19 protein-coding genes are annotated in these 19190 nt (G+C 70.5%); 6 read left to right on the top strand and 13 right to left on the bottom strand.

Annotated features, from left to right (window positions below; genetic code table 11):
- Positions 1–285: 285 nt before the first annotated feature.
- Both MKK50_RS19295 and MKK50_RS19290 read right to left on the bottom strand, forming a co-directional pair.
- Entirely contained in the window at positions 286–858 is a 573-nt protein-coding gene (locus MKK50_RS19295; RefSeq protein ID WP_499024679.1) for a cob(I)yrinic acid a,c-diamide adenosyltransferase, read from the bottom strand.
- Positions 859–977: 119 nt separating this feature from the next.
- Positions 978–1616: an acyloxyacyl hydrolase gene (locus MKK50_RS19290; protein WP_499024678.1), complete on the bottom strand. Its 639-nt coding sequence runs from the start codon at positions 1614–1616 to the stop codon at positions 978–980.
- Between the two features lie 331 nt (positions 1617–1947).
- Between MKK50_RS19290 and MKK50_RS19285 the strand changes: the two genes are divergently transcribed.
- Positions 1948–2388, top strand: a complete 441-nt coding sequence (locus MKK50_RS19285) for a lipocalin-like domain-containing protein (RefSeq protein ID WP_367399414.1) — start codon at positions 1948–1950, stop codon at positions 2386–2388.
- A 12-nt stretch (positions 2389–2400) separates the two neighbouring features.
- Here MKK50_RS19285 and MKK50_RS19280 read toward each other — a convergent pair whose 3' ends face one another.
- The 11 genes from MKK50_RS19280 to chpT form a co-directional block, all read right to left on the bottom strand.
- Positions 2401–2586 carry a twin transmembrane helix small protein gene (locus tag MKK50_RS19280; protein WP_003601223.1) on the bottom strand — a complete coding sequence of 62 codons (186 nt, stop codon included), beginning with the start codon at positions 2584–2586 and terminating at the stop codon, positions 2401–2403.
- 151 nt (positions 2587–2737) lie between these two features.
- Complete coding sequence (locus MKK50_RS19275; RefSeq protein ID WP_499024676.1) at positions 2738–5455, bottom strand: TIGR02302 family protein; 2718 nt, start codon at positions 5453–5455, stop codon at positions 2738–2740.
- Between the two features lie 120 nt (positions 5456–5575).
- The gene (locus MKK50_RS19270) at positions 5576–6655 is read right to left on the bottom strand and encodes a UV damage endonuclease UvsE (protein ID WP_499024674.1); all 1080 of its coding nucleotides are present in this window, start codon (positions 6653–6655) and stop codon (positions 5576–5578) included.
- 46 nt (positions 6656–6701) lie between these two features.
- The gene (locus tag MKK50_RS19265; protein ID WP_499024672.1) at positions 6702–7721 is read right to left on the bottom strand and encodes a 5-oxoprolinase subunit C family protein; all 1020 of its coding nucleotides are present in this window, start codon (positions 7719–7721) and stop codon (positions 6702–6704) included.
- On the bottom strand, positions 7718–8443 hold the full coding sequence (gene pxpB, locus MKK50_RS19260; RefSeq protein ID WP_499024671.1) for a 5-oxoprolinase subunit PxpB: 726 nt from the start codon (positions 8441–8443) through the stop codon (positions 7718–7720). The genes MKK50_RS19265 and pxpB overlap by 4 nt, the downstream gene beginning before the upstream one ends.
- Positions 8444–8490: 47 nt before the next feature.
- Positions 8491–9348 carry a CheR family methyltransferase gene (locus tag MKK50_RS19255; RefSeq protein WP_253373333.1) on the bottom strand — a complete coding sequence of 286 codons (858 nt, stop codon included), beginning with the start codon at positions 9346–9348 and terminating at the stop codon, positions 8491–8493.
- Complete coding sequence (locus MKK50_RS19250; RefSeq protein ID WP_499024668.1) at positions 9348–10496, bottom strand: protein-glutamate methylesterase/protein-glutamine glutaminase; 1149 nt, start codon at positions 10494–10496, stop codon at positions 9348–9350. Before MKK50_RS19250 ends, MKK50_RS19255 begins: the two co-directional genes overlap by 1 nt.
- Positions 10497–10561: 65 nt before the next feature.
- Entirely contained in the window at positions 10562–10972 is a 411-nt protein-coding gene (locus MKK50_RS19245; protein WP_253374095.1) for a response regulator, read from the bottom strand.
- Positions 10973–10992: 20 nt separating this feature from the next.
- On the bottom strand, positions 10993–11472 hold the full coding sequence (locus MKK50_RS19240; protein WP_253373331.1) for a chemotaxis protein CheW: 480 nt from the start codon (positions 11470–11472) through the stop codon (positions 10993–10995).
- A gap of 32 nt (positions 11473–11504) precedes the next feature.
- The gene (locus tag MKK50_RS19235) at positions 11505–14231 is read right to left on the bottom strand and encodes a hybrid sensor histidine kinase/response regulator (protein ID WP_499024665.1); all 2727 of its coding nucleotides are present in this window, start codon (positions 14229–14231) and stop codon (positions 11505–11507) included.
- 178 nt (positions 14232–14409) lie between these two features.
- Positions 14410–15150 carry a histidine phosphotransferase ChpT gene (chpT, locus tag MKK50_RS19230; protein WP_253373329.1) on the bottom strand — a complete coding sequence of 247 codons (741 nt, stop codon included), beginning with the start codon at positions 15148–15150 and terminating at the stop codon, positions 14410–14412.
- Between the two features lie 360 nt (positions 15151–15510).
- Here chpT and MKK50_RS19225 point away from each other — a divergent pair, with 360 nt between their 5' ends.
- The 5 genes from MKK50_RS19225 to MKK50_RS19205 all read left to right on the top strand — a co-directional run bounded on the left by MKK50_RS19225 (position 15511) and on the right by MKK50_RS19205 (position 19187).
- Entirely contained in the window at positions 15511–16431 is a 921-nt protein-coding gene (locus MKK50_RS19225) for a 3'(2'),5'-bisphosphate nucleotidase CysQ family protein (protein WP_499024662.1), read from the top strand.
- Positions 16432–16608: 177 nt separating this feature from the next.
- Complete coding sequence (locus MKK50_RS19220; RefSeq protein WP_003597644.1) at positions 16609–17226, top strand: DUF1134 domain-containing protein; 618 nt, start codon at positions 16609–16611, stop codon at positions 17224–17226.
- Positions 17227–17454: 228 nt separating this feature from the next.
- Positions 17455–18177, top strand: coding sequence for a hypothetical protein (locus MKK50_RS19215; protein ID WP_253374094.1), 723 nt, complete (start codon positions 17455–17457; stop codon positions 18175–18177).
- A 226-nt stretch (positions 18178–18403) separates the two neighbouring features.
- On the top strand, positions 18404–18682 hold the full coding sequence (locus MKK50_RS19210) for a hypothetical protein (protein ID WP_003597646.1): 279 nt from the start codon (positions 18404–18406) through the stop codon (positions 18680–18682).
- A 154-nt stretch (positions 18683–18836) separates the two neighbouring features.
- Positions 18837–19187 carry a hypothetical protein gene (locus MKK50_RS19205; protein WP_499024659.1) on the top strand — a complete coding sequence of 117 codons (351 nt, stop codon included), beginning with the start codon at positions 18837–18839 and terminating at the stop codon, positions 19185–19187.
- Positions 19188–19190 lie beyond the last annotated feature (3 nt).

The raw sequence follows: 19190 nt of genomic DNA, 5'->3' as shown, positions 1-19190 counted from the left end.
ACTTGGTGGACGGCTCTCGGACCCGCTTGACCGCGATCGATGGGATTGTCAGGGCGGCGGGACCGTAGCGAGGCGATTTCCCGCTTGTCAACGCGCCTTGTCGGCGGCTTGCAGGGCGATCGCTTGAAAGCGATTGCCCTGAATTATTGCCGGCCTCAATCGCCGGCGCGCGCCTCTGCGGGCTCAGGCTTTCGCTTCACTCGACGCTGTTCAGGACTGACGTCCTGAACAGCCCGCTCACGCGGCTTCGCGTGATTGCCCCCTGTCGGGGCACGCCCCGCACACTCACCGGTTCTGGCCGGGTACCCAGAGCACGTCGTCGGTGCCGTCGCGGTTGGCCGCGCGGGAGGCCACGAAGAGGAAGTCCGACAGCCGGTTAAGATATTGCAGGGCTTCCGCCGAGATCGCCTCGCTCTCGACGCCCGACAGCGCGACCACCAGCCGCTCGGCGCGGCGGCAGACGGTGCGGGCGAGGTGGAGCGCGGCGGCCGTGGCCGAGCCCCCCGGTAGGACGAAGGATTTCAGCGGCGGGATATTCGCGTTGAGCGCGTCGATCTCCGTCTCCAGCCGCTGCACCTGCGCGGCGACCACGCGAAGGGGCTCATACTCCAGAGGCTTGTCGCTCGGCGGTGTGGCGAGGTCGGCGCCGAGATCGAACAGGTCGTTCTGGATGCGTGCCAGCATCGCGTCGAGGGTGGGCTCGGCGGTGAGGCGGGCGAGCCCGATGCAGGCATTGGTCTCATCGACGGTGCCGTAGGCCTCCACCCGCAGATCCGCCTTCGAGCGGCGCTCGCCGTTGGCGAGCCCGGTCGTGCCCTGGTCGCCGGTACGGGTGTAGATGCGGTTGAGCTTGACCACGGCGTCTCTCCCGCGGGCCATTAATGTTCTTCAATGAGAAGACCCGCCGGGCGATGTTTCGCGCTCGGCGGGTCTTTTCAACCCATAAAACTCTGGCAACCCGCAAAAGCGGCTTTCGGTCAGAAGGTGTAGCCGATCTTGCCGCCGAAATTGGTCAGGCCGCGGTTGTCGCCGCACAGGCCGGCATTCGACATGTGCTCGACGGTGGCCATGACGCTCCAATGCGCGTCGATACGGAAGCCGAGCGCGGCCGCCTCGCGGAACAGCGGATTGCAGCCCAGCGCGTTGAAGCCGTAGGGCGCGTTCGCCTTGAGGCCGGTATAGCCGTTATGCGCCGCGCCGCCGAAGAAGCCTTCGAGGAAGACGCGCCGGTTCAGGGTCTCGGGGAAGAGGTCCACGGTCCAGGTCGCGCCGATATAGGCGTAGCTGGTGCGGCCGCCGGTGTTGTAGCTGCCGCCCACGGTGGGCCGCGGCACGAAGGCTTGCCAGAACGGATCGGTGGTCACGAGCGGCTTGGCGAACAGGATCTCGCCGTTGACGTTCGCGGTGCTGAAGCCCGGCAGCTTGCCCTCGGCGCTACCCGGATCCTGCACCGAGCCGCCGATGCGGACCTCGGACACGATGGAGTAGGGCTGGACGGGGGCGAAGTAGGGCGGCGGTGCGGGAGCCCGGGCGGCGCCGAGATCGGCGGCCTGCGTGGTCGTGATGGCCGAGGCGGCGAGGACGCCGACGCAAATCCGGGCAAAGGGTGACTTCATCGGCGGTCGGTCCGTCCGTTTCAATCCGCCCCAAATATCACGGCGTCCTGAGCACAGCCTGCGGATTCATCCGGTCCGGATCCTTTTGCCGGTCGGGTGGGGCGTGCGCGCCACACTTGGTCCGGTGCGCAGACGGACGTGCCGGCGCGGGCACGGTCGGCGGGAAATCCGGTGACAACATTCCGGTCGTGCAACGAATGATGCATCGCACAATGGGTGGGCAGCGTTGGATGAAAGGCCTCCGAGCGGGGCTTTCCACGCAATGGGACGGACGATGCGGACAACGACGACGATGATGGCGGCTGCGACCCTGGCGGCGACCCTGATGCCGATGACGGCCCGGGCGGAGAGCGACACCCCGCTCAAGGGTCTCTGGAAGCTGGTCTCGTACGAGGTGGAGGTCCGCAAGGACGGCGAGAAGCTGCCGGTGATGGGCGACCACCCGACCGGCTACGCCTATTTCACCCCGGAGAAGCGCGTGTTCTTCGTGCTGACCGGTGAAGGCCGCAAGCCCGCCAAGGACGACGCACAGCGGGCGCATCTCCTTGAAACCCTCGTCTCCTATACCGGCAAGTTCCGCCTCGACGGCGACAAGTGGATTGCCGACCTCGACGTTGCCTGGGATCCGAAATGGGTCGGCTCGGAGCAGACCCGGACGTTCGCGTTCGACGGCGAACGCCTGCGGGTTCTGACCCCCTGGCGGGTGATGCCGAACTGGGCCGACAAAGGGGAAACCCGCAGCATCGTCACCTTCGAGCGCGCGAAGGAGTGAGGGCGCGGGTGCTCAGGCCGCCCGCCACCACACCACGCCCATGATGACGATGATCGCCACGAATTGCAGGAGCACGCGCAGGCGCATCAGCTTCTGCGAGAGGTTGGCGCTGCCGCCCCGCATCATGTTGACGAGGCCGAAGAGCAGCACGCCGGCGACGGCGAGGCAGGCGAGGAGAACGAGCTGGTTGGCGGACATCGGTCGGTGATCTCGTGAGAGGCCGTGCTCGCGCGAGCACGGCCCGAAATGGGGTTCGATCGGCGGGGTTCGGAGTGCCTCGCAAAACTCCCGATCCCCGATCGTTCCCCCTCTGGGCACGACGGCGCAACGGGAGTTTTGTGAGAGACACTCAGTTCCGGCGAAGCAGGCGCTCGAAATAATCGAGTTCTTCCTGCGGGCGCGAGGGGTCGCCGAGCTTGCGCCGCAACTCCTCCATGATCCGGCGGGCGCGCTGTACCGCGGATTCGTCGGCATTGGGCACCCGCACGTTGCCGTTCGAGAGGTCGCGCCCGCGGGTCGGACGGCCGAGCGGGTCGTCGTCGGCGGAGCCCGAGCGGCCCTGCTGTCCCTGCGACTGCCCGTCCTGCTGGCCTTCACCCTGACCCTGGCCCTCGCCCTCGGCCATCTGCTGCATCTGCTTATGCATGCCCTCGGCGCCGCGCTTCAGCCCGTCGAGGGCGCGGCCCTGCGCGTCCACCGCCTCGCCATTGCGGCCCTGGCCTAACGATTCCTCGGCCTCGCGCATGGCCTCCTCGGCATCCGACAGTCCCTCTTCCCCCTGAAGCCCCTGTTGCTTCATCCGGTTCTTGAGATCCTGGAGCTGTTCGCGCAGGCCCTGCTGGCGCTGGCCCATGTTCTGGCCCTGCTGCCCGCTGCCCTGACCTTGCTGGCCCTGTCCCTGGCCGCGCTGTCCCTGCTGGCCGCGGCCCTGCTGCCCCTGTTGGCCTTCCTGCCCTTCGCCCTGCTGGCCGGGCTGCTGCCCGCGCTGGCCTTGCTGGCCCGGCTGCGGCCTTTGGCGCTGGCCGGGACGCTGCTGGCCCTGCTGGCCTTCCTTGTAGGTCTCGTCGCGCAGCTCCTGCTGCTCGCGGGACATCTTGTCGAGTTCGTCGAGCTGCCGGTTCATCTCGGCCATGCCGCCATCGGACTTCTGGCCGCCCTCGGCGTTCTGGAGGTTTTCGAGCACGTTGCGGAGCTGTTCGAGCAGGCGCTGGGCTTCCGCCGTGTCGCCGCGCTGCATCGCCTCCTGCATGTCCTTGATCATTTTTTCCAGATCGTCGGGCGTGACGGTCTGGCCGTTCTGCTGCTGTTGCTGGCGCTCCGATTGCTGCCGGTTCTGCGGCTTCGCCCGCTGGGCGAACTCCTTCATGAACTTGTCGAGGGCCTGTTTCAGATCCTCGGTGAGCTTCTTGACCTCCTCGTCCGGCGCGTTTCGCTCGATCGCCTCCTTGAGGCGGTCCTGAGCGGCGCGCAGGGCCTTCTCGGCATCGGAGAGGTCGCCGTCCTCGATCTTGAGGGCCATCTCCCACAGGAGGTCGGCGACGCCTGTGAGATCCTCGTCCGATTTCGCCGCGCGCAGCCGGCTGGCGGCGGTGGTGAGGCCGAGGAAGATCGCGGGCTGCGGCGTGAACCGCTCCGGCGCGATCCGCAGGGCGTCGAGCGCGGTCTGGACCCGGCCGCGGTCGGCGTCGGGCGCTGTCACGAGGCGGCGGCGCTCCTCGGCCAGCGCGCGGGCGAGCGGCTGGCTGAAGGGGCGGGCCGGCAGCACGATCTCGGCGGTCTCGGTGCGGCCTTCCTGCCCGGCCTCGTCGCGCACCACGAGAGTGAGCCTCACCCGCGCGCCCGACCAGGGATTGTCGGTGAGATCGACCAGCGTCTTGGTGTCGGTCTCACCCGTCGCGTCGGCGGGGAGCGCCAGCGCGATCTTGGGCACCGGCACGAGCGAGCGGCCCGCCTTCAGTGGCTCGACCAGCCCTTCGGCAGAGGCGATGCCGTAATCGTCCTTGGCGCGGTAGCTGAGATTGAAGGTGCCGCGGCCGTTCACTTCGAGGTCGCCGACCCGGCGCACCTCCGGCGGCTGGTCGGGGATCGTCTCGATCACGAGGCGCTGCGGCTCCGAGCCGGAGGCGGCGATGCCGAGTTCGGCGGTGCCGCCCGCGAGCCGGAAGCGCTCCTCGCGCAGGGTCGCGCGTGTCTCGTTGGCCTTCGCGCCCCTCGTCTCGTTCTGGAGCGTGGGACGGGCGGAGGCGGCCTTCTCGTCCTTGGCCACGGGCACCAGGGCGGCGTTCGGGGTCAGCTCCGCCTCGCCCTGGCCGGCGATGCGCACGATCAGGGTGGAATTGACCGGCGCGCGCAGGCGCTGCACCGTATCCTTCGGAGTCCCCGACATCGTCACGATCAGCGGCGGCACGCGGGTGTAGATCGGCGGGTCGATCCAGCCGTCGACGCGGAAGCTCGGCGCGGCGGCCTGGGGCTCGCGCCAGTCGAAGGCGGCGGCGACGCGCCCGCGCCATTCGGGGCCCGCCACGAAAAGGGCGGCCAGCGCCACGACGAGAACGCCCGCGCGGAGCGCCAGCGGATCGTGCCCCGGCATATGCGGGCGCGGGCGCCCGGCCTTCAGCCTCGCCACGGCGGCAGCCGCCCGCGACTGGTGCATGGCCCAAAGCGCGCGGGTGACCGGATCGCTCTGGCCGACGGCGAGCGTGTCTTCGATCGACGAGGCTGGATCATGCGCGGTCCCGCCGCCGCGGGCCGCCTCGCGGTCGATCCGGGCGAGCGCCTCACGCCGGCTCAGGGCGCGGAGCCGGACGACCGGCCAAAGCGCTGCGACAAGCAGAAGGGCAAAGAGCCCGAGCCCGATCATGCGCCCGAGCGGGGATACGTCGAGCCATAGGCCGAGCCAGGAGGCGGCGAGGAAGGCGAGGACGACGCCGAGCCCGCGCCACAGCACCGGCCAGGCCCGTTCCCACAGGCCCGCGGCCCGCGCCTGCGCCACCAGCCGGTCGAGGCGATGGCGCGTCGCGCCCTGTGGATCGCCGCTGCTCGAATTCGTCCGTTCGGCCTCGCTCATCGTGTCCGGTCGCGGCTCCCGCGGGCGCCGGGCAGACGAGCCCCGCGCACGAATGAGGAAGCTAGCATGGTGACGGGCGCGCTCCGCCGGGTCAAATCCGCCCAGCCGCGCTTGGGGCGTTCAGGCCGCGGCCCTCGAGAATTCGCGGCCGATCCGGGCGGCGAGCGGCACGCTCGCTTGGTTCTTGCCCTTGGCCTCGATCTCGAAATCGCTCCAGGCGAGGTGCCGGGCGACGAGCGCGTTGACCGCCTCGTTCCACATCAGGTCGGAATGGGCGGCGAGATCGCGCCAGGAATGGCCCTGTTCCGAGAGCGCCGCGTAGTCCGGCAGGGTGCCGGTATCGTGCTCGGGCAGGACCGTTTCCCGTGAAACACTGATATGGCTCACCGGCCGCACCCCGCGCCAGGAGGCGATCACCGCCGGGATGCGGGGATCGTCGGGCTCGATATAGGCGCCGCGGCTCTCGACCCAGTGATGGTGGAGGTCGAGCACCACCGGCACGCGCTCACCGAGCCGCAGCACCGCGTCGAGGCCGAACAGCGATTCGTCGTTCTCGACGGTCAGCAGGTTGCGCGCCGTCTCCGAGATCAGTGACAGGCTCTTGCGGAATCCCTCGATGCCGGGCTCGCGCCCGCCGATATGGATGTTCACGTGGGCGCCATGCGGGTGCCAGCCGGAGCCGTAGCCCAGCATCGCCATCACCTCGGCATGGTATTCGAGTTCGGCGATGCCGTTTTTCTGCGCGTTCGGGTTGCGCGAGGCTATGATGCAGAACGGGCCGGGATGCATGCTCAGTCGCACGTCGCCTGTCCGGGCCTGCTCGCCGATCCGGGCGAGGCCGGCCTCGATCAGCGCGCGCATCGGGGCTTGCGCATAGAGCGGCTCGGCCACCGGATGGGTGTAGCCGGGCAGCACCGAACTCGCCATGCGCAGCAGCCGCTCCAACGGCGGCCGGGCCGACACCCAGGCGATCTGGCGTTCCAGCGCCGCGAGGTTGTGGCGCACCACGCCCTCCAGCTTTTCGAAGCGCGCGGTCGGCCCAAGGCGCTCCAGATGCGCCATCGTCACCGTGCCGAGATTCATCAGCTTGGCCGCATCCTTGGCGGCCTTCAGGGTTTTGTGGCTTGGGTCAGGATCGGGGATGAAGGTGCAGCAGAAGCCGAGGCGAGGCGGCTGGGAGAGGTTGGGCTTGCGCGACATGGGCCGATAACGCGTCAGGGCCGGCTTCGGCCCCCGGTGAAATGCATCAATCCCCATCTTGGAAAGCATCCACCGCCGCGCCCGCGAGGTTGGCCGCCATCAGCCGCTCGGCCTCGCCCTCGACCGGCCGGAGATGTGTGCCCAGGGCCGCGATCCGCGCCGCCGCCTCGCGGGCAAGGCGGGTGGCGGTGGCGAGATCCACCGCCACGAACCGCAAAGTCTCGCCCGGCCGGCGCTGGGCGATCCGTCTCAGGTCGGCGGAGATCACGGTGGCGATCTTCGGGTAGCCGCCGGTGGTCTGGCGGTCGGCGAGCAGGACGATAGGGCGCCCTGAGCCCGGCACCTGCACCGAGCCGGCCACGGTGGCGTCGGAGACGATGTTGAAGCCGCCCGCGCCGTGGGCGATCTCCGGTCCGTCGAGCTGATAGCCCATCCGGTCGGCTCGGTTCGACACGGTGAAGGCCTCGCCGAGGAAGGTCGCGAGGCCGACTTGCGAGAACAGGTCGTCCTGCGGCCCGAGGATTACGCGGATCGGGGCGTCGCGCTCCAGCGGAATCGGGTCGAGGCTCTGGTCCGCCTCGCCCGAGGCTGGGGCGGCGAGCGGCAGGCGGTCGCCCTCGCGGCATGCGCGTCCGTCGAGGCCGCCGAGGGCCGCACGTTGGTGGAGCGCCCGGCTGCCCATGACGCTGCGCACCGGAAAGCCGCCGGCCGCCGCGAGATAGGTGAACACGCCCTCGCGCGGTCGTTCGACCGTCAATTCCGAGCCCTCGCGCAGGACGAAGGAGCGATGCGCGGCCAGCGGCTCGCCGTCGAGACGCAGCCCGCTCGGCGCGCCCGCCAGCGCAAGGCGGGCAGCCCCTCCCTCGACCCGCAGGCTCGCCCCAGCGAGGCCTAGTTCGAGCGCCGCCGCATCGGCCGGGTTGCCGACGAGGCGGTTGGCGGCGGCGAAGGCGAGCGAGTCCATCGGCCCGGAGGCCGAGAGGCCGAAGCGGAAATAGCCGCGCCGTCCGCCGTCCTGAAGCGAGGCCGCACCGGTGAGGCGGGCGAGATGGAGGTGAGCGCTCACCCCTCGCACAGCTCGGCCACCGGCTCGCCGGCCTCCGCCGCGGCGGCCAGCGCGTCCCAGCGCTCGGCCGGGGTCGGGACGAAGCGGACCCGGTCGCCGGGGCGGAGCAGGAAGACGGGGTCGCGCTCGGGCACGAAGGTCTTTTCAGGGGTTCGCCCGAGAAGATGCCAGCCGCTCGGGGCCGCGATGCTCGCCACCAGCGCCTGGGCGCCGCCGATGGAGATGGTGCCGGCGGGCGTCACCGGGCGCGGGCTGGGGCGGCGCGACAGGGCGAGGCCGGGATCGAGCCCTTCGAGATAGGCATAGCCCGGCAGGAAGCCGATCATCGCGACGCTGTAGTCCGGGGCGCTGTGGCGCGCGATCACCGCTTCGGGCGTGAGCCCATGATGCGCGGCGACCGCGTCGAGGTCGATCCCGAACGCGCCGCCATAGACCACGGGGATGCGCCATAGGCGCGGGGCTGGGACCGCCGCGAGCGGTTCGCCCGCGAGCGCCAGCACGGCGCGGCCGAGTTCGGCCGGGTCGGCGCGGAGTGGGTCGAGATGGACGGTCAACGAGCGGTAGGTCGGTACGCTCTCCACCACGCCGGGGAGGGCCCGCTCCGCGAGCGCCGCGTCGAGGGCCAGCACGCGGGCGCTGAGGCCCGCGTCGATGCTTGAGCCGAATTCGATGGTGAAGGCCGTGTCTCCGCAGGGCAGCAGCCGCGGCGCGTCGTGCGTCATGGGTGGCAGGTTACCCAATCGGGCGGCCCGCTGCGAGACGTCGATTTTTAGAACCCCGCCGCGAGGCGGTGGGGCACCGCCGCCCGCCCGGCGGCTGCGGCCTGGCGGTAGAGGCCGCGATGTTGGGAATCAGGCACCAGCGCCTCGGTGAGGCCGATCACGGTCTCGGCTGCGCCCAGCAGCAGCGCCCCGTCGGGGGTGAGCGTCTTGGCGATCCGCTCCAGCACGTCGGTCTTGGTCGGCGCGTCGAAGTAGATCAGCACGTTGCGGCAGTAGACGATGTCGAACTGGCCGAGATGCTCGAACGGGTTCAGCAGGTTGAGTGGCCGGAAGCTCACCATCCCGGCAAGCGCCGGGCTGATGCGCCACTGCTCGCCGACCTGGGTGAAGTGCTTCACGAGGAGCTGGACGGGCAGGCCCCGCTGCACCTCGAAATGGCTGTAGAGGCCGAGCCGCGCCTTCTCCAAGACCTCCGTCGAGAGGTCGGTGCCGACGATCTCGACCTGCCAGCCGGCGAGCTGCGCCGCGGCTTCCTGGATCATCATCGCGAGCGAGTACGGCTCCTGTCCCGTGGAGGCCGCCGCCGACCAGATCCGCAGGCGGCGCTGGGATGCGCGTGCCGCGATGGCTTTCGGCAGCAGCACGTCGCGGAACAGGTCGAACGGCGCGCGGTCGCGGAAGAAGAACGTCTCGTTGGTGGTCATCGCCTCGACCACGGCCTTCTCCAGCGGCCCCTCGCGGGACAGGCGCAGGGTGCCGACGAGGTCGCTCAGCGTCGCGATCCCGAAGCGGCGGCAGACGGGGGTGAGTCGGCTCTCCACGAGGTAGCGCTTCTCCGCGCCGAGGCTGAGCCCGGAGCGCTTCCTGAGATAGTCGCGCAGGAACGCGAAATCCGCCTCGGTCATCAGACCCGGTCTCCGATCGCGCTGCGCAGGGCCGGTCCGATGTCGGGGAGCGGGAGGACGGCGTGGCACAGGCCCGCCTTGGCGACGCTGCCGGGCATGCCCCAGACCGTGCTGGTGGCCTCGTCCTGAGCCAGGAGGATGCCGCCGGCCTCCACCAGCGCGCGGGCGCCCGCCGTGCCGTCCGAGCCCATGCCGGTGAGGATGACGCTCAGCGTCGCCCCGCCGTAGAGGGCGGCGGCATCGAGGAACATCACGTCCACCGCCGGGCGGCAGAAGTTCACCGGTGGCCCGTCGTCGAGGCGGATGACGGTCTCGGCCGCGGAGCCGGCGAGCCGCATGTGGCGCCCGCCCGGGGCGACGTAGATGCGGCCGGGCTGCAACCGCTCGTCGGCCTTGCCCTCGGCCGCGGGCAGCCCGATCCGGGCGCCGAGATGCTCGGCGAAGACGGCGGTGAAGACCGGCGGCATGTGCTGCACGATCAGCACCGGCAGGCGTCGGAGCGTGGCCGCGCCGATCTTCTCCAGCACCTCGCCGACCGCACGCGGGCCGCCGGTGGAGGAGCCGACCAGCAGGACGCGCGGCGGCGTCACGGTGCGGGGCTTCGGCCGCAGCGTCACCGTGCCCGACAGGCGCGAGACCGCCGGTGCGGCGGGCGTGGCGGAAGCGGCGGCCTCGACCGCGGTCGGCGCGGGCCGGCGCCGGGCGCGGGCGGCGCCGAACACACGGATGCGCTCGATCAGGTCGTTGCGGAAGCCGTCCGAGGTGGTGACGCCGCGGTTGCTCTCGGGCTTGGGGATATAATCGACCGCGCCGAGCGCGAGGCAGCGCAGGGAGACGTCGGCGTTGCGCTGGGTCAGCGTCGACATCATCACGACCTGGATGCCCGGCTGCTTGGCCAGCATCAGCGGCAGGGCCTGGATGCCGTCGAGTTCCGGCATCTCGATGTCGAGCAGCACCACGTCGGGGTTGCAGCGGGCGAGCGCGTCCACGGCGGCGCGGCCGTTGGGCGCGGTGGCGACCACCTCGTGACCCGCCTCCCCGAGCCAGCGGGAGACGAGCCCGCGCACCACCGCCGAGTCGTCGGCGACCAGCACCTTGATCGGGCTGCGCGCCGCCGGAGCCTGTGCGACGGCCGGGAATGCCGACATGGGGGGAACTCGTTTCCGGGGGAGCGAGGGAGGGGCGGAGGCCTGGGCAAGCCCCCGGAGACGGATCAGGCGGCTTCGGACGGACGCACCGCGAAGCCGACCTGATCGAGCTTGGCCATCATGATCTCCCGGTCGAAGGGCTTCATGATGTACTCGTCGGCACCCGCATGCAGGGCCCGGGCGATGGCGCCGACATCGTTCTCGGTGGTGCAGAACAGAACCTTCGGCCGATCGCCGAGCGGGGACTGGCGCAGGCGCCGCAGCACCTCGTAGCCGTCCATGTTCGGCATGTTCCAGTCGAGCAGGATCACCGTCGGCATCGCTTCCGCGCACATCGCCAGCGCCGTGGCGCCGTCCTCCGCGTCGCGGACGCTGAAGTCGAGGGTCTCCAGGATACGGCGGGCGACCTTGCGGATCACCGCCGAGTCATCGACGATCAGGGCCGTTTTCGCCGCGTTCTTGGTCGAGCCGGTCATCATGAGCGCACCCCTTGGCTTCAGGCGACCTTCGCCTCGCGGGCGTCGCCGAAGGCGAGCAGCGCATCGACGTCGAGGATGACAAGGAGGCGCCCGTCGAGGCGGTGGACGCCGAGCGAGAGGTCGCGCCAGCGGGGATCGAGGTTGATCGGCACCGGCTCCTGCGTCTCGGCGCCGAGCTTCAAGACCTCGCCGACCCCGTCGACGATGAGCGCGAAGGTCTCGCCCGCCTGTTCCAGGCCGATCGCCATCTCGGCGGCACCCGCCTCGCGGCCGGGGATGCCGAGGCGGCGGCGCAGGCAAAGGGCCGTGACGACCCGCCCGCGCAGGTTCAGGAGGCCGACGATTTCCCGGGGTGCGAGCGGCACCGGGGTGATGCCGGCGGGCACGAACACGTCGTGCACCCGGTCGATGGTGAGCCCGAACATCGTCTCGCCGACGAAGACGGTGACGTAGTCGGTGGTGTCGGTGGGAACGGTGTTTCCGTTGGCGGCCTGCATGGCGGCGTGTCCTCTTCCGGTCCGTTCGTGGTTCAGGCCGCGACGCGGGCGTCGGCGGATTGGGCGGCTTCGCCGATCTCGGCGAGCGCTGCCAGGAGGCCGCTGCGGTCGAACTTGGCGACGAGATCGCTGATCGCGAGGCGCCGTGCCTGTTCGATGGCGTCGGGGGCGACCGTGCCGGTGAGCGCGATCACCGGCATCTCGGCCAGCCGCCCGCCGCTCTTGCGCATGGCGGCGACGAGGTCGAAGCCGCTGCGGCCGGGCATGTCGAGATCGCTGACCACGAGGTCGATGCCGGCATTGCCCTTGAGCAGACCGAGCGCCTCCTCCGCCGATGCCGCGGTCGTCACGCCGTAGCCCGCCGCCTTGAGCACGGGGGTGAGCATGTCGCGGAAGAAGGCCGAGTCGTCCACGAGCAGGAGCGAGGGCGCCTTGACCACCGTCTTGCGCGGGCCCCGCGCCCAGTCGTCGTAGGCGAGCGGCAGGAAGTGGGCGATGTTGATGATGTCGGTCGCCCGGCCCCGCAGCACCGCCGAGCCGATGAGGTCGGAGCGGTCGGCCGCGATCTCTATGTCGAGGCGCTCCTCGACGATGTCGACGATCTCGTCCACGACGAGGCCCATCGCCCGGTCGCCGTCGGAGAACACGACGAGCGCCTGGTTGCCTTCCGAGCGGATCGGAACCGCAGGATCGGCCGGCACCAGCGGCATCAGGCGGCCGCGGTACTGGATCAGCGGACGCCCGCCGAGATGCTCGATCTTCGAGGCGTCGATCTCTTCGAGGCGCGTGACGAGGGAGAGCGGCACGGCCTTGAAGCCGCCGGCACCCCCCTTGAACACGAGGAGCGTCGCCTTGGCGTCGCCGGCCTCGACCTCCTCGGACTCGGTCTCCGTCGCTGCACCCGACTGCGCGCTCTGGCCCACCAGCTTGGCGACGCCGTTGGGATCGACGATCAGCACCACGGCGCCGTCGCCGAGGATCGTGTTGCCGGCAAACAGCGGGATATGCCGCAGCTTCGACGACATCGGCTTCACGACGATCTCTTCCGTGTGGAAGACTTCGTCCACGAGCACGCCGAAGCGCTGCCGGCCGACCTGGGCCACCACCACGAAGCCGGACTCGACGACTTCGCCCTCCTCGACGGTCGCCTGCCCGCGCATCAGCCCGTCGAGGGTGACGATCGGCAGGAGCCGCTCGCGCAGGCGCAGCACCGGCGCGCCGTGGATGCGCTCGATCGAGTTCGCGCTGGTGTTGTCACCCTTGGGATCGACCCGCACCAGTTCGAGCACCGCAATCTGCGGCACGGCATAGCGCTGTGCGCCGGCCTTGACGATCAGCGCCGAGACGATGGCGAGCGTCAGCGGGATCTTGATGGTGAAGGTGGTGCCCTTGCCCAGCTCGGTGGCGATGTCGACCACGCCGCCGATGGTCTCGATGTTGGTCTTGACCACGTCCATGCCGACGCCGCGGCCGGAGACCGAGGTGATCGCCTTGGCGGTCGAGAAGCCGGCGTGGAAAATGAACTTCGCGACCTGCGCGTCGGTCATCCGCTCGATGTCGGCGGCGGGCGCGAAGTTGCGCTCGATCGCCTTCTTGCGGATCGCGGCGAGGTCGAGGCCCTTGCCGTCGTCGGCGATCTCGATCGTGATCGTGCCGCCCTCGTGGTAGGCGGAGAGGCGGATCGAGCCGCGGGCGGGCTTGCCGGCCTTGAGGCGCTCGTTGGTGGACTCGATGCCGTGGTCGGCCGAGTTGCGCACCATGTGGGTGAGCGGATCCTTGATGACGTCGAGTACCTGGCGGTCGAGTTCGGTCTCGGCGCCCGACATCACGAGGTCGATGCCCTTGCCGAGCTCGGCCGAGAGGTCGCGCACGACGCGGGGCAGTTTCTGCCACGCATTGCCGATCGGCTGCATGCGCGTCTTCATCACGCCTTCCTGCAGCTCGGCCGTGACGTGGCTGAGGCGCTGGAGCGGAACCTTGTAGCCGGAATCCTCGTGGCGGCGGGCGATCTCGAGGAGCTGGTTGCGGGTCAGCACCAGTTCCGAGACCATCGTCATCAGGTGCTCGATGGTGTCGACGTTCACGCGGATCGTCTGCACCTTGGCGGCCACCGCGCTCTCACCGCCCTCGGCGGAGGGGGCGGCAGCGGCGGCGGGACGTTCGGCAGCCTGGATCGGGGCCGCCGGCTCGGGCGCGCTCTCGAAGGCCGGCTCGTCGGCCGCGAGGACGGGTGCCGGGGCGTCCATGGCGGCAAAGTCGTCGGGGCCGGGGGCTTCCATGAAAGCCCGCTCGAGGTCGTCCAGCGAGACTTCGCCGGGCTTGAGCTCGCGCTCGACGATCGGCGGCAGCTCGGGCAGGGGCGGCGGCGCGGCGGCGGCGGGCGATTCCTCGGAGGCCATCGCCTCCAGGGCCCCGATCAGGTCTTCGTCGGCGCCGGCCGGCTCGGAGCCGGTGGCTTCCAAGTCGCCGAGGATCGCCTTGAGACGGTCGAGGGTGGCCAGGATCAGCGTGACCGAGGCGCCGCTGACGGGATAGCCGTCGCGGAAACGCCCCATCAGGGTCTCGGCGGCGTGCGCCAGCGCTTCGAGGCGCGGCAGGCCGAGAAACCCGCACGTCCCCTTGATGGTGTGGACGAGCCGGAAGATGTTGCGCAGGATCTGCTGGTTATTGGGGTCCTGTTCGAAACGGACCAGCTCCGCATCGACGGTGTCCAGATGCTCGGCGCTCTCGACCAGAAACTCGCGAAGCAGATCGTCCATGGGGGGGTACTCGTCTACGCGCACAAAGGGACGTGCGACGAGCACTCTCGCCTCGGAAAGTTATGGAAGCGTTGAGGGCGGGGGCCGACTTCACAATTGTTTTGAGAAGACGGCCGCAAGAATTCGCCGCGACCCGCCTCCGCCCACTTCTCCGCGCGATGGTTGCGGCGCGGCCGCCTCAGGCGAGCTGCGTGTCCGGCGGGGCGCTATCGGAGGGGCGCTCGTCCTCGATGCTGGGGGCGGGGGCGCCGGGCAATCCGACCGCGGCCTCGGTCGGCGTGGCGGCGACCGTCACCTCGTCGCCCTCGATGGTGAAGCGCACGTCCATCGCCGCCGCGCGGGCGACGAGGCCGGCATAGAACGGCAGGATGCCGTGGGCGTCGACGGTGCCGCCCTCCGGCGTGCCGGCGATCAGCCCCTCGACATGGGGCGGGATGCGCGCATGGCTGCCCTTGGCGCGCAGGACGAAGCGCGGGGCGTCGCCGCCGCCGGTCACGGCCACGTCGATCAGGCCGCCGCGCGGGATCGCGCTCGACGCGATCACCACGAGGTTGAGCAGCAGCTTGACCTTGTTCTTGGGAAACAGCGCCTGCGGTGCGCTCCAGGCGATCTGCGTCTTCTCGTCGGCGAACATGGCCTTCGAGACCTTCTCGGCGTCGGCCAGATCGATCGAGGCGCCGGCCGAGCCCGCCGCGCCGAAGGCGATCCGGGCGAACTGGATCCGGGCCGAGGCGGTGCGCGCGCTCTTGCGGATCAGTTCGAGGGCGAATTCGCGCATCGAGGGGTCGTCGTCGTCCTCCAGCACTTCGAGCCCGTTCACGATCGCCCCGATCGGGCTGATCACGTCGTGGCACACGCGCGAGCACAGCAGAGCCGAGAGATCGAGGGCGTCGAGGGTGAGGCTGCTGGTACCGCTCATGGCGCGCTCCGTTCCCGGCTGTCGAAACCGGCTGTCGAAAGTAGTGCCGTCGATCGCGGAGGTGGCCTGCCCCCTCGGATGCCGCGGACACCGGATGGGCCCAAGCGAATAGTCACCGGCGACCGCTTTGGAAAGCCGCCGACATCAATCCGACCGGTTCGCCGGTCGCGCGCGACGGCACCCCGGCAGATCCCGGGCCCCGTTGCGGCGCTCATTTCGCGGTGAAGGCCGCCGCGACGGCACAAGTGTCCCCAATTCGCCGCAACCGGCGCTCATGGGGATCGGGTCACGCAGGCTTGCGCACCGAATTTGCTCAAGACTCGGATCGACAAGCCCCTTTCCTTCATTGATGACATTGCGATGACCGCCCTTGCTCCCGTCCCGTCGGCGTCCCTGACGGCCCCCGTTCCGGCCGCGATGCGAGACGCCATCGCGGAGCAGCTCGCCGGCATTGCCTGCGAGGCCGGGCGTATTCTGAAGGGCTATCACGGCAGCGACTGCCCGCACGTCATCAAGCCCGACGGTTCGCCCGCCAGCCTCGCCGACACCCGCTCCGAGGAGCTGATCATTATGGCCTTGAGGCAAGCTTTCCCCGGCATCCCGGTGATCGCCGAGGAGACCTCCGGCACCGCGCAGCCCGCCGCGCTGTTCTTCCTCGTCGATCCGCTCGACGGCACCCGCGACTTCCTGGCCGGCAACGAACAGTACTGCGTCAATATCGGCCTGATTCAGGGCGACCGCCCGATCGCCGCCGCCTTGGCGGCGCCGGGGCTCGGCCGGGTCTGGGCGGCGGGCACTACCGCCCGCGAGGCGCCGATCCGCGAGGGGCGGCCGGGCGCGTTCCAGGCCGTGGGCGTGCGCGCGGCCCCCGCCGACGGTCTCGTCGCCCTCGTCAGCCGCCTGCACGGCGACAGCGACACCGATGCCTGCCTGGAGCGGCTGCCGGTCGGCGAGCGGCGGGTCGCCTCCTCGGCGCTCAAGTTCTGCCTGATCGCGGCGGGCGAGGCGGATATCTACGTGCGCTGCGTCCCCACCATGGAGTGGGACACGGCGGCCGGCGACCACGTGCTGACCATGGCCGGCGGGCGCGTCGTCGGGCCCGACGGCGCCACGATCACCTACGGCCACCATGCCCGCTTCTACCGCAACGGCCCCTTCGCGGCGCTGGCCTCGGCGGCCTACCGCGACGCGCTCGACCTGCCGCAGCACAGCGCCGTGTCGTATTTCGACCGGCGCCGCGCCGGAGGGGCGGGTTCGCCGGATGCGGTCCAGGAGGCCTGAGGCGGCGGCAAGCCGCTTAACCAGCCGTTAACCCAAACTTGACTTGATCGGACCCGAGACTGCGCGCTCCCTGCGTGCCTCGATCCGATGCCGCTTCCGTTGAGGGCAGCGCCCGCGAGGCCGGCATGGAGGGGCGGGCCAAGAGATCTAGTCAAGGGAGCCGGTAGGGAGACCGACATGCCGCACGATCCCATCCGCACCGGGGGCACGACCCGCCGCGCTGCCCTGCTCGGCCTCTCGGCCGGACTGTCCGGCGGCCTCCTGGCCGGGGCCGTCCCGGCTCTGGCCTATCAGGACGACGGCGTGCGCCCGGACTCGTTCCGCGCCGCTGAGGTGGTCGAGAACGGGCACCGCTTCTTCGGCAGCGTGTCCCGCGGCCTCGCTCTGACCGTCGAGGAGGCGACCCGGCGCTGGGGCGAGCCCAACGGCTATATCCTCGGACAGGAGGCGTCTGGCGCCATCGTCGGCGGCCTGCGCTTCGGCGAGGGCACGCTCTATACCCGCAATGCCGGGCAGCGCCGGATCTACTGGCAGGGCCCGACGCTCGGCTTCGATGTCGGCGGCGACGGCGCGCGCACCATGATGCTCGTCTACAACCTGCCCGCCGTGCGCGACCTCTACCGGCGCTTCGGCGGCGTCGATGGCTCGGCCTACTTCATCGGCGGCTTCGGCATGACGGCGGTGACCGACGGCGGCATCATCGTGGTGCCGATCCGTTCCGGCGTCGGCGCCCGGCTCGGCATCAATATCGGCTACCTGAAATTCACCGGCCGCCCGACCTGGAACCCGTTCTGATCGTCTTCAGAGCGACTCCGGCCAGCACCTGATGCGATGCGGCGCGATGGCTCGGAGAAAGGGGGCAGGTGTCGGTGGGAGGCCTGCCTGCGACAAGCGCCCGCCGACGCTTGAAGCTGGAGCGAAGACACGGCGCTTGCCTCCGCGCGGGCAAGACGGGCAAAAGACGCAGCGGCCGGATCTGCCCGGCCGAGGCGGCGTGAGGGCCCCTTCGTGATCGAGACCGTAATGATCTTCGGGCTCGGCTTCCTCCTGGCGAGCCTGTGCGCCCTGACGATCCTGCCGACCGTGAGCGCCCGCGCCGGCCGTCTCGCCCGGCGGCGGATCGAGGCGACCCTGCCGGTGAGCGTGTCCGAGGTCGTGGCCGAGCGCGACCATTTGCGCGCGGAGTTCGCCGTCGCGCAGCGCCGGCTGGAGCGGAAGGCCGAGGCGGTGGCCGCCCGGCGCCACGCCGACATGGCCGCCATCGGCACCCGCACCATGGAGGCCGAGGCCGCGGTTACCGCCCGGATCCTCAGCGAGGCCGAGGTGGCCCGCGCTCTCGAGCGCATCGCCGGGCTCGACCGGGATCTCGCCCGTGCGCGGGCCGAGGGCGAGACGGGGCTCGCCACCCTGCATGCCCTGGAAGAGGCTCACCGCGCGATCCTCGACGATCTCAAGGCGACGCGCCGGATGCAGACCGCGACCGCGCCGTCGGGCGCCGAGGGTGAGACCGTCGGATACACCTCCACGGCGGCCGAGATCGAGGCGCTGCGCGCCGAACTGACGGCGGCCCAGGCTACGCTGGCCGCACGCGGGAGCGATGACACCGCCGAGCTGCGCCGCCGCATCGGCGAGGTCGCCGACGCCTTGGCGCGCCGCGACCGCTTGCCCCAAGACCGCTTGCCTCAAGACCGTCTGCCCCAAGCCGGAGGCTTTCCGGCCGCGTCGCCTGCGCTCGCCGAGAGCTGAAACGCACCGAGCGGAGCCGATCGGGGGCCTACTCTGCTACCGTCCCGTCGAGCGTCCGTTTCAGCGTCTCCTTCAGCCTCCCTTGCCCCGTCCGGCACGAGCCCGTAAGCACCGAACCATCTTGCGGTTGCCCCGGACCCGCCTTGTTTCGAACAAGCGAGGGCATCATCGCGCCCGGACCTCCTCTCACGAATCTCTTCCCACGAACCGCGATCGAGCGAACATCATGGCTTTGAAGCTGACGCCCCTGGTTCTCGCCCTCACGGGCGCGGTCGCCGTGTTGGCTGCTCCGGCGCAGGCGCAGCAGTCGAAGCGCGGCAACGAGACGCTCAAGAAGTACTGCACCGGCGATTACCTCAGCTATTGCGGCAATCTCGACCCGGACGATCCGGCCACCGATCAGTGCTTCAAGACCAACTGGGCCAAGCTCTCCGAGAACTGCCGCCGGGCGATCGATGCCTACGCGCCGCCGAAGGATTCGCAGCGCGGCAACAAGAAGAGCTGAGGGCCACGCGGGGGGCAACGGAAGCGGGCGCGCGCCGAGCATTCTGCGCCGAGCGCGCATCGTCCCGCCCGAGACGCCGCGGCCCACCTTTCGGGGCGAAGCCCCAACGGCTAAGCTGGCGCCGCCCAGCCGGGAAAGACCGCCGGAAACCTCGATGCCCGCCTCTTCCGCCCGCCTCTCGATCCTGATCGCGCTCGGCCTCACCCTGGCCTGCACGGCCTGTGGCCGGCGCGGCAGCCTGGAGCCGCCGGGTGCGGCCCTGTCAGAAACCGCTCCGGGGACGCGGCCCGGCGTTCCCGCCTCGTCGCGGAGCCTGCCGGGCAGCACGGTCTCCGTGGGCGATCGCGGCGCGGCCCCCGATCCGGAAGCCGTGCAGGCGGGCGACGAACTGAGCGCCGCGGCGATCCCCGCGGGCGGCGACGGCGTTCCGGTCACGACCTCCCGCGGATCCAAGCGCGGCTACCGGATCCCCAAGGAGCCGTTCATCCTCGATCCGCTTCTGTAGCGG

The sequence above is a fragment of the Methylobacterium sp. J-043 genome (genome assembly GCF_022829505.1).
Classification (GTDB): Bacteria; Pseudomonadota; Alphaproteobacteria; order Rhizobiales; family Beijerinckiaceae; genus Methylobacterium; species Methylobacterium extorquens_A.
This window is presented reverse-complemented; position numbering and strand designations above follow the sequence as displayed.

Coding starts and splice junctions, on each gene's coding strand:
- MKK50_RS19290 (WP_499024678.1), bottom strand. CDS start 1,616: ATGAAGTCACCCTTTGCCCGGATTTGCGTCGGCGTCCTCGCCGCCTCG.
- MKK50_RS19285 (WP_367399414.1), top strand. CDS start 1,948: ATGACGGCCCGGGCGGAGAGCGACACCCCGCTCAAGGGTCTCTGGAAG.
- MKK50_RS19280 (WP_003601223.1), bottom strand. CDS start 2,586: ATGTCCGCCAACCAGCTCGTTCTCCTCGCCTGCCTCGCCGTCGCCGGC.
- MKK50_RS19275 (WP_499024676.1), bottom strand. CDS start 5,455: ATGAGCGAGGCCGAACGGACGAATTCGAGCAGCGGCGATCCACAGGGC.
- MKK50_RS19270 (WP_499024674.1), bottom strand. CDS start 6,655: ATGTCGCGCAAGCCCAACCTCTCCCAGCCGCCTCGCCTCGGCTTCTGC.
- pxpB (WP_499024671.1), bottom strand. CDS start 8,443: ATGACGCACGACGCGCCGCGGCTGCTGCCCTGCGGAGACACGGCCTTC.
- MKK50_RS19255 (WP_253373333.1), bottom strand. CDS start 9,348: ATGACCGAGGCGGATTTCGCGTTCCTGCGCGACTATCTCAGGAAGCGC.
- MKK50_RS19250 (WP_499024668.1), bottom strand. CDS start 10,496: ATGTCGGCATTCCCGGCCGTCGCACAGGCTCCGGCGGCGCGCAGCCCG.
- MKK50_RS19245 (WP_253374095.1), bottom strand. CDS start 10,972: ATGACCGGCTCGACCAAGAACGCGGCGAAAACGGCCCTGATCGTCGAT.
- MKK50_RS19240 (WP_253373331.1), bottom strand. CDS start 11,472: ATGCAGGCCGCCAACGGAAACACCGTTCCCACCGACACCACCGACTAC.
- MKK50_RS19235 (WP_499024665.1), bottom strand. CDS start 14,231: ATGGACGATCTGCTTCGCGAGTTTCTGGTCGAGAGCGCCGAGCATCTG.
- chpT (WP_253373329.1), bottom strand. CDS start 15,150: ATGAGCGGTACCAGCAGCCTCACCCTCGACGCCCTCGATCTCTCGGCT.
- MKK50_RS19225 (WP_499024662.1), top strand. CDS start 15,511: ATGACCGCCCTTGCTCCCGTCCCGTCGGCGTCCCTGACGGCCCCCGTT.
- MKK50_RS19220 (WP_003597644.1), top strand. CDS start 16,609: ATGCCGCACGATCCCATCCGCACCGGGGGCACGACCCGCCGCGCTGCC.
- MKK50_RS19215 (WP_253374094.1), top strand. CDS start 17,455: ATGATCTTCGGGCTCGGCTTCCTCCTGGCGAGCCTGTGCGCCCTGACG.
- MKK50_RS19210 (WP_003597646.1), top strand. CDS start 18,404: ATGGCTTTGAAGCTGACGCCCCTGGTTCTCGCCCTCACGGGCGCGGTC.
- MKK50_RS19205 (WP_499024659.1), top strand. CDS start 18,837: ATGCCCGCCTCTTCCGCCCGCCTCTCGATCCTGATCGCGCTCGGCCTC.